The organism is Micromonospora tarensis, assembly GCF_016803395.1.
GTDB classification, from domain to species: Bacteria; Actinomycetota; Actinomycetes; order Mycobacteriales; family Micromonosporaceae; genus Micromonospora; species Micromonospora tarensis.
Genome location: NZ_JAEVHL010000279.1, coordinates 1 through 7,809, shown reverse-complemented (window position 1 = coordinate 7,809; position 7,809 = coordinate 1). Strand labels below are relative to the sequence as shown.

At 72.7% G+C, this 7,809-nt stretch carries 8 protein-coding genes and 3 pseudogenes; 7 read left to right on the top strand and 4 right to left on the bottom strand.

Going from position 1 to position 7,809, the window contains the following annotated elements:
- Both JM949_RS31250 and JM949_RS31245 read right to left on the bottom strand, forming a co-directional pair.
- Positions 1 to 341: pseudogene (locus JM949_RS31250) on the bottom strand (alpha/beta hydrolase); the annotation flags it as partial.
- 43 nt (positions 342 to 384) lie between these two features.
- Entirely contained in the window at positions 385 to 681 is a 297-nt protein-coding gene (locus JM949_RS31245) for a hypothetical protein (protein WP_203151708.1), read from the bottom strand.
- 175 nt (positions 682 to 856) lie between these two features.
- On the opposite strand from JM949_RS31245, the gene JM949_RS31240 reads away from it, so the two are divergent.
- The 6 genes and pseudogenes from JM949_RS31240 to ung all read left to right on the top strand — a co-directional run bounded on the left by JM949_RS31240 (position 857) and on the right by ung (position 6,291).
- Entirely contained in the window at positions 857 to 1,225 is a 369-nt protein-coding gene (locus JM949_RS31240) for a holo-ACP synthase (protein WP_203151707.1), read from the top strand.
- A gap of 55 nt (positions 1,226 to 1,280) precedes the next feature.
- Positions 1,281 to 2,749, top strand: a pseudogene (locus tag JM949_RS31235) (NAD(P)H-hydrate dehydratase).
- A gap of 78 nt (positions 2,750 to 2,827) precedes the next feature.
- Positions 2,828 to 3,945, top strand: a pseudogene (alr, locus tag JM949_RS31230) (alanine racemase).
- Positions 3,942 to 5,045 (top strand): alpha/beta fold hydrolase, encoded by a 1,104-nt coding sequence (locus tag JM949_RS31225; RefSeq protein WP_203151706.1) that lies wholly within the window; start codon positions 3,942 to 3,944, stop codon positions 5,043 to 5,045. The pseudogene alr and the gene JM949_RS31225 overlap by 4 nt, the downstream one beginning before the upstream one ends.
- Positions 5,042 to 5,524, top strand: coding sequence for a tRNA (adenosine(37)-N6)-threonylcarbamoyltransferase complex ATPase subunit type 1 TsaE (tsaE, locus tag JM949_RS31220; RefSeq protein ID WP_203151705.1), 483 nt, complete (start codon positions 5,042 to 5,044; stop codon positions 5,522 to 5,524). Before JM949_RS31225 ends, tsaE begins: the two co-directional genes overlap by 4 nt.
- Before the next feature lie 65 nt (positions 5,525 to 5,589).
- Positions 5,590 to 6,291: a uracil-DNA glycosylase gene (ung, locus tag JM949_RS31215; protein ID WP_203151704.1), complete on the top strand. Its 702-nt coding sequence runs from the start codon at positions 5,590 to 5,592 to the stop codon at positions 6,289 to 6,291.
- A 12-nt stretch (positions 6,292 to 6,303) separates the two neighbouring features.
- On the opposite strand, the gene JM949_RS31210 is transcribed toward ung, so the two are convergent.
- Positions 6,304 to 6,459, bottom strand: coding sequence for a hypothetical protein (locus JM949_RS31210; protein ID WP_203151703.1), 156 nt, complete (start codon positions 6,457 to 6,459; stop codon positions 6,304 to 6,306).
- Positions 6,460 to 6,771: 312 nt separating this feature from the next.
- On the opposite strand from JM949_RS31210, the gene JM949_RS31205 reads away from it, so the two are divergent.
- Positions 6,772 to 7,233: a tetratricopeptide repeat protein gene (locus tag JM949_RS31205; protein WP_203151702.1), complete on the top strand. Its 462-nt coding sequence runs from the start codon at positions 6,772 to 6,774 to the stop codon at positions 7,231 to 7,233.
- Positions 7,234 to 7,320: 87 nt separating this feature from the next.
- On the opposite strand, the gene JM949_RS31200 is transcribed toward JM949_RS31205, so the two are convergent.
- Positions 7,321 to 7,611 (bottom strand): hypothetical protein, encoded by a 291-nt coding sequence (locus tag JM949_RS31200; RefSeq protein ID WP_203151701.1) that lies wholly within the window; start codon positions 7,609 to 7,611, stop codon positions 7,321 to 7,323.
- Positions 7,612 to 7,809: the final 198 nt, after the last annotated feature.

The following is a 7,809-nucleotide window of genomic DNA, read 5'->3' as shown; positions in this document are numbered from 1 at the left end:
CGGCCCGCTCGGTGGGCGCGGCCCGGGCCGGGTCGATGTGCACCCCCGCCCGCGCGGTCGACCAGCAGGCCGGCCGCGTCCGCCCGGGCAACCACCTCGGTGAGCTGGGCCTTCGCCACGGTCAGCCGTGCGGACAGGTCGGCCAGCACCTGGTCGACCTCGATCAGCGCGGGTGCGACGAACGCCAACTCGGCCCGGTGACCGTCGAGCCGGGCGTTTGCCGCCGAGGCCGCCGCTCCGGACCAGCCGCCCCGCAACCGCTCGGCGGCACCGGACAGCCCGTCGACGCGCCGATCGACCGGCCCGGTCAGCCCCGCCCAGGCGGCCCCGGCGCCCGCCACCCGCCCGGATCGGCAGCCCACAACTGGCGGTAACCGACGCCGCTCACCGGGGCAGGGCGGTGAACCGGTGGGCGGCCCGGTCGTCCACCGTCTCGTACGCCTCGGCCGCCGCCCGTACCCCGGCAGAGGTCGTCGCGACCTGGACGCCGAGCCGGCAGAACCAGGCGTGCCCCGCCGCCTCCAGCCCGACCAGGGCCGCGCCGGCTCGCCACTCGGGCGCCGCCACCACCAGACCGGGCAACCCCGCGAGGCCCAGCGCCAGTCGGTGCGCCTCGTCGTCGAGCAGGACGGCCGCGCCGCGCAACTCCTCCGGCTGGACGGCGAACGACTCGTCGGTCATGACCACACCCCCGTGCACGATCGGCATCGACACGGCTGACGCTAGCCACGTGCCGGAGGTCTGGCGGTGCCCTGTGGACAGCCGCCGCTGAGTCGTACCCTGGCCTGTCCACAGGCGTTGCCCAGCACGAGCCCGACAGCTAATCTGCGGCCTCGGCCGCCGGTAGGGTGGTCTGGTGATCGTCGCTGTCGGCATCGACGTCGTCCTGGTCGACCGGTTCGCCCGGGCCCTGGCCCGGACGCCGCTGCTCGCCGACCGGCTCTTCACCGAGGCCGAGCGGCAGACCCGCGCCGGCAGCCCGCGCTCACCGGAGTCACTCGCCGCCCGGTTCGCCGCAAAGGAGGCCGTGGCCAAGGCGCTCGGCGCTCCGGCCGGGCTCAGCTGGCACGACTGCGAGATCGTCCCCGATCCGGACGGTCGCCCCTGGCTGGCCGTCTCCGGCACGGTCGCGGCGGTGGCCGACGCGCGTGGGGTCAACCATTGGCATCTCTCGCTGTCGCACGACGGAGGAATCGCGTCGGCGATGGTGGTCGCGGAACGATGACGTGGGCCGGGAGGGTCGGTCGGGCCCGCCCGCGAACGGGATGGGACACGGTGGCATGAGAGCGGTGTGGCGGGTGGCCGACGTACGGGCGGCTGAGGCAGGGCTGATGGGCACGCTGCCGGAGGGGACGCTGATGCAGCGGGCGGCCGCCGGGCTGGCCCGGCGCGCCGCGCTGCTGCTCGCCGAGCGGGGCGGGGTCTACGGCGGCCGGGTGCTGCTGCTGGTCGGCTCCGGTGACAACGGCGGCGACGCGCTGTACGCGGGGGAGCGGTTGGCCCGTCGCGGTGTTCAGGTGTCGGCCCTGCTCCTCACCCCCGGTCGCGCGCACGCCGCCGGGCTGGCCGCGCTGCGAGCCGCCGGCGGCCGGCTGGTGCCGGGTCCGGTCGGCCCGGTCGACCTGGTCCTCGACGGCATCGTCGGCATCGGCGGCACCGGTGGGCTACGGGCCAACGCGGACGAGGTGGTCCAACGCCTCGGCGAGCTGCGCGGACGCGACGGTGGTCGGGCCACCGTGCTGGCGGTCGACGTGCCCAGCGGTGTCGCGGTCGACACCGGTCACGTGCCGCTCTCCGCGTCCGGGCGGCCCACCGCGGTCCGCGCCGACGTGACTGTCGCCTTCGGCGCGCTGAAGCCGGCCCTGGTGGTCGGGCCGGCCGCCGCCCTGGCCGGGCAGGTGGAGCTGGTCGACATCGGGCTACGGCCGTGGCTGCGGGGCAGCCCGGCGCTGCGGGTCACCGAGTGGTCCGACCTGACCCACTGGTGGCCGAAGCTGGGCCCGGCGTCGGAGAAGTACACCCGGGGTGTGGTCGGGGTGGCGACCGGCTCGGCGACCTACCCGGGTGCGGCGGTGCTCTCCGTGGGCGGCGCGCTGGCCGGGCCGACCGGCCTGGTCCGCTACGCCGGCAGTGCCCGCTCCGAGGTGCTGCACCAGCACCCTTCGGTGATCGCCAGTGGGCGGGTCGCGACGCGGGTCGGGTGCAGGCCTGGGTCTGCGGCCCCGGGCTGGGCACCGGTGCGGACGCGGCGGCCGAACTGCGTGCCGTGCTGGCCGCCCCGGTGCCGGTGGTGCTCGACGCCGACGCGCTGACCCTGCTGGTGGACGGTTCGCTCGCGGACCGGCTGCGGGGTCGGGACGCGCCGATCGTGGTCACCCCGCACGACCGGGAGTACGCGCGGCTCTGCGGCGAGGAGCCGGGTGCCGACCGGGTCGGCGCGGCGCTGCGGCTGGCTGCCTGGATGAACGCGGTGGTGCTGCTCAAGGGCGACCGTACGGTGATCGGCACGCCGGACGGTCGGGCGTTCGTCAACCCGACCGGCACCCCGGCGCTGGCCACCGGCGGCACCGGCGACGTGCTGGCCGGGTTGCTCGGCTCGTTGCTCGCGGCCGGGGTGCCCGCCGATCGGGCTGCGGCCTCGGCCGCGTACCTGCACGGCCTCGCCGGCCGGGAGGCGGCCCGGGGCGGGCCGGTGACCGCGCCCGATGTGGCGATCGCGCTGCGTCCGGTCCTCGCCCGGCTGGGCTGATCGTCCCGTCCGGTCGGGTTGGCGTTCGGGCCCGTGCGTCACCGCCCCGGTGATCACGGCGGAAAGTAGGCTGGGCGTATGTGGCAGGCCGAGGTGCGCGTCGATCTTGATGCGATCCGTGAGAACGTGAGCAGACTCCGCTCCGGCGCACCGCCGAATTGATGGCGGTGGTGAAGGGCGACGGCTATGGCCACGGCATGCTTCCGGCCGCCCGCGCCGCGCTGGACGCCGGTGCGGACTGGCTCGGGGTCTGCACCCTCGACGAGGCGCTCACCCTGCGCCGGGCCGGGGTGACCGCGCCGGTACTGGCCTGGCTGCTCGCCCCCGGGCTGCCGTTGCACGAGGGGGTCAGCGCCGGGGTGGACCTGAGCGCGGCCAGCCTGTCGCAGCTCGACGAGATGATCGAGGCGAGCCGGCTCGCCGGGCGTCCGGTCCGGCTGCACCTCAAGATCGACACCGGGCTGTCCCGGGGTGGGGCGACCGTCGCCGACTGGCCGGCGTTGCTGGACGCCGCCGCGAAGGCCCAGGCCGACGGCCTGGTCGAGGTGGTCGGCGTGTGGAGCCACTTCGTGTACGCGGACCTGCCCGGCCACCCCACCATCGACCGTCAGCTGGCCGTCTTCCACGAGGGGTTGGCCATGGTCGAACGGGCCGGGCTGCGGCCGCGCTGGCGGCACCTCGCCAACTCGGCGGCCACCCTGACCCGCCCGGACACCCACTTCGACCTGGTCCGCCCCGGTCTGGCGATCTACGGGCTCTCCCCGGTGGCCGGCGATACGTACGAGTTGCGGCCGGCGATGACCGCCCGCGCCCGGGTGATGCTCACCAAGCGGGTGCCCGCCGGCACCGGCGTCTCCTACGGGCACACCTACACCACCGAGGCCGACGCGAACCTGGCGGTGGTGCCGCTCGGCTACGCCGACGGGGTTCCCCGGCACGCCTCCAACACCGGGCCGGTGCAGTTGGGCGGCGCACGTCGGACGATCTCGGGTCGGGTCTGCATGGACCAGTTCGTGCTCGACTGCGGGGACGACCCGGTGGCCGACGGCGACGTGGCGACGCTCTTCGGCAGCGGCGCGGACGGCGAGCCGACGGCGGACGACTGGGCCGAGGCGGTCGGCACGATCAACTACGAGATCGTCACCCGGTTCGGCAGCACCCGGGTGCCGCGGGTCTACGACGGCGAGCGGCCATGAGCTACCGCATCCCACGGCCGCGGACGGCAGCGGGCCGGGTCGCGGGCATCGTCGGCGCGGCGGTGGGGGTGGCCGCGGCCGGTCTGGCGGCCGGGGTCGCGACCGAGCGAACCCTGGTCCGCCGGCTCAAGGCCGACCCGGCCGACCGCTACGCGCACGAGACGTTCGACAGGCAACGGTACGACGAAGCGTTCCGACTGGAGCTGCCCGACGGCACGGACATCCACGTCGAGGTGGTCGAACCCACCAGGCCGGCGCCGGGGCATCCGACGGTGGTCCTGGTGCACGGCTTCTGCCTGGACATGGGGACGTTCCACTTCCAGCGCCAGCTGCTCGCCGCCCGCGGTGACTACCGGGTCGTGGCGTACGACCAGCCCGGCCACGGCCGGTCCGGCCGGCTGGAGACCGGGGAGTACGACCTCGCCGTGCTCGGCCGGACGCTGCGCCAGGTGATTGACCGAACCGCCCCGGACGGGCCACTGGTGCTGGTCGGGCACTCGATGGGCGGCATGACCATCATGGCGTTCGCCGAGCTGTTCCCGGAGCTGTTCGGTGACCGGGTAATCGGCACCGTCCTGATGGCCACGTCGGGCGGGCTCGTCGCGGAGACCAAGCTGGTCGCGCCCGCGCTGCTCGGCCGGGTCGGCGGGCCGATGCTCTACATGGTCAGCAACGCCACCCGGTACGGCGGCCCGGTGATCGACAAGGCCCGCAAGTCGACGTCGAACGTGGCCTGGCTGCTGACCCGCAGGTACGGCTTCGGCACCCGCAAGCCCAGCCCGTCGCTGGTGTCCTACGTGGAGACGATGAACTCCCGGACGTCGGCCGACACGGTGACCCGCTACCTGCGGACCCTCGCCACCCACTCGCGCTTCCCGGCGTTGGCGGCGCTGGCGGTGACACCGGTGCTGGTGGTGGTCGGCGACAAGGACATGATCACTCCGGTGACCCACTCGGAGGAGATCGTCCGGCGGTTGCCGCACGCCGAGTTCGTGAAGATCAAGGACAGCGGCCACGTGGTGATGTTGGAGCACGCGGACGAGGTCAACGCCGCGCTGGTGCGGTTCCTGGAGTCATTGCAGAGCGTGGAGGAACGGTGAGTTTCGTCGTCAAGCTGTCGACCGTCGAGGACACCCAGGACTTCGGCCGGCGGCTGGCCGGGCTGCTGCGCGCCGGCGACCTGGTGTTGTTGACCGGCCCGTTGGGCGCCGGCAAGACCGCGCTCACCCAGGGCATCGGTGCCGGGCTCGGTGTCCTCGGGGACATCACGTCGCCGACCTTCGTGATCGCCCGGGTACACCGCCCCGACCCGGGTCGGGGCGGCCGGGTGGCACTCGTGCACGCCGACGCGTACCGGCTGGGTGACGCCACCGACCCGCGCGCCGAGATCGACGATCTGGACCTCGACGCCTCGGTGGACGACTCGGTGACAGTGGTGGAGTGGGGCGAGGGCCTGGTGGAGCAGTTGGTCGACGCGCACCTGCGGGTCCGCATCGACCGCCGTGACGACGACACCCGCGTCGTCGAGCTGGACCCGGTCGGTGGCGACTGGGCCCGCCGCCTCGCCGATCTGGGCTAGGCGGGTCGCTGTCGGACCCGATGCCTAGAGTGCGGGGGACCGACCCGCGCTGTGAGAGGTTCCTGATGCCCGACGACGCCCCCGCCCTGGATCTGTTGGCCCTGCTGCCGGAGCAGTGGCGTGCCGTGCTCACCCCACACCTCGACCCGGCGCGCACCGCCGCGCTGGCCGAGTTCGTGGCCCGGGAATACGCGACGCAGACCGTCTTCCCGCCGGTGGCGGATCTGTTCTCGGCCTACCGGCTCTGCCCGCCGGAGCGCACCCGGGTGCTGATCCTCGGGCAGGATCCCTACCATCGGGCCGGGCAGGCACACGGGTTGAGCTTCAGCGTCCGCGACGGGGTGGCGGTCCCACCGTCGTTGCGCAACGTCTTCAAGGAGCTGGGCGAGGACGTGGGCGTGCCCAAGCCGCGCAGCGGCAACCTCGACGGTTGGGCCGGCCAGGGCGTGCTGCTACTCAACGCGGTGCTGACCGTCCGTCAGGCCACCCCGGGCTCGCACGCCAACGCCGGCTGGGAGGAGTTCACCGACGCCACCATCCGCGCGCTGGACGCCGCACCGGAGCGGGTGGTCTTCCTGCTCTGGGGTGGCTATGCCCGTAAGAAGGCCGCGCTGGTCACCAACCCGCAGCACGTGGTTCTGGAGGCCGGTCACCCCAGCCCGATGAACCCGCGCGGCTTCCTCGGCAGCCGACCGTTCAGCGCGGCCAACAAGGCACTCGCCGACGCCGGTTTGCCCACCATCGAGTGGGAGCGCACCGCCGGTTGACCCGGTGCCGGCTCAGCCGTCGCTGGCGAGCTGGCGCTGCCGAGCCCGGTAGCGGCGCAACAGCTCGCCAGCGTGCGGCTCGGTCAGCTCCAGCTCGACAAGCGGCACCACCTGGTAAGCCCGGTCACCGTGGCGCACCTCGATCGTCTCGGGCAGCTCATCGCACATGGTGGCCCTGATCTCGCCGTACCGGGTCGACCAACGGTGCTCGCCCGGCTCCTCGGGCTCCAGCCAGATGCCGCCGAACCCACCCCGGCGGGTGTCCCAGTGTTGACCTGTTCTGGAGAAGCGCTGTACCGGTGGATCTTGTTGACGATGAAGTTGTGCGTTGTCGACGGCGGGGTGGGCGGAGCCGTAGGAAAGTTCGCATCGTGACTGGGAACGTCGGGCGGACCGGCAATGGTATCGGGGTCCTGCTGATGGTCGTGAGGCACGTACGATTCATGCCGTTGTCGACAGATGGGCGTGCGGGAGCAGCTGATGATCACCGATGAGACGCTTGCGCGTATCAACCAAGGGGTGCAGTTGCATCATCATCAGGGTCAGCGCCAAGCTGCTCGCGATGTGTTCGCGCAGATCTGGGATGAGATCGGCGGTGAGCAGGGTGATCCCTTGCATGTGTGCGTCCTCGCGCACTCGATGGCCGATGTGCAGGACGACGTCCACCAGGAGTTGATGTGGGATCAGCGAGCGCTGGCGGCGGCTGATTTGCTCACCGATGACCGGGTTGCGCAGGCTGGGGTGCCGATGTCGGTGGCTGGTCTGTATCCGTCATTGCATCTCAATCTGGGCGAGTGCTACCGCAAGTTGGGCGATCTCGGCCGTGCCCGCGAGTGCCTTCAACGCGCGCAGGCGGGGATCGGCGCGCTTGGTGATGACGATTACGGGCAGCTGATCAAGGGCGGCCTGGACCGGCTGGCGCAGCAGTTGGCGTCCAAGTAGGCGCGCGCTTCCGAAGGGGTCAGCCGGTGGCTGATGATCGGTCTTCTCAGTCGATCCGCCCCGTGTTCCCGTTGTGGGTTGGGTCTCTCACGCTCTTTTCCGGGGGATGCCTTGGTTGCGGATCTTGCCGGCGATGTAGTGGCAGACGGAGCCGTAGGACAGTTCCGCGTCGTGTTCGTCGACGAGGCGTTCCCGGATCGCCCAGCGGGAGAGGGGCGGTTTCTGGGCGAGGAGGTCGTCGATGATGTGGGTGTAGGGGTCGTAGACGCGGTTGCCCCGGGGTGGTGCTCGCCTGAAGGCCATCGGGTTCGGGTCGGTGGTGAGGGCGAGCAGGACGGTGTCGGTCCGGACTCTGAACTTGCGGGTGATGGCGCGCACCGACGGGTTGATCTTCGCTTCGTGGCGGATGGCGTCGAGAAGTTCGCGGGCGCCGTGCTGGCCGCGTCGTTTGACCAGGTTGGCGATGCTGCGCGGCCGGCGCGGCCGGGTCGGGGTGCCGCCGGATCCGGCGTGCCGCTAGGTCGGGGTGCCGCCGGGGTGGGATGCCGCCGGGGTGGGATGCGGCCGCGCCGGGAA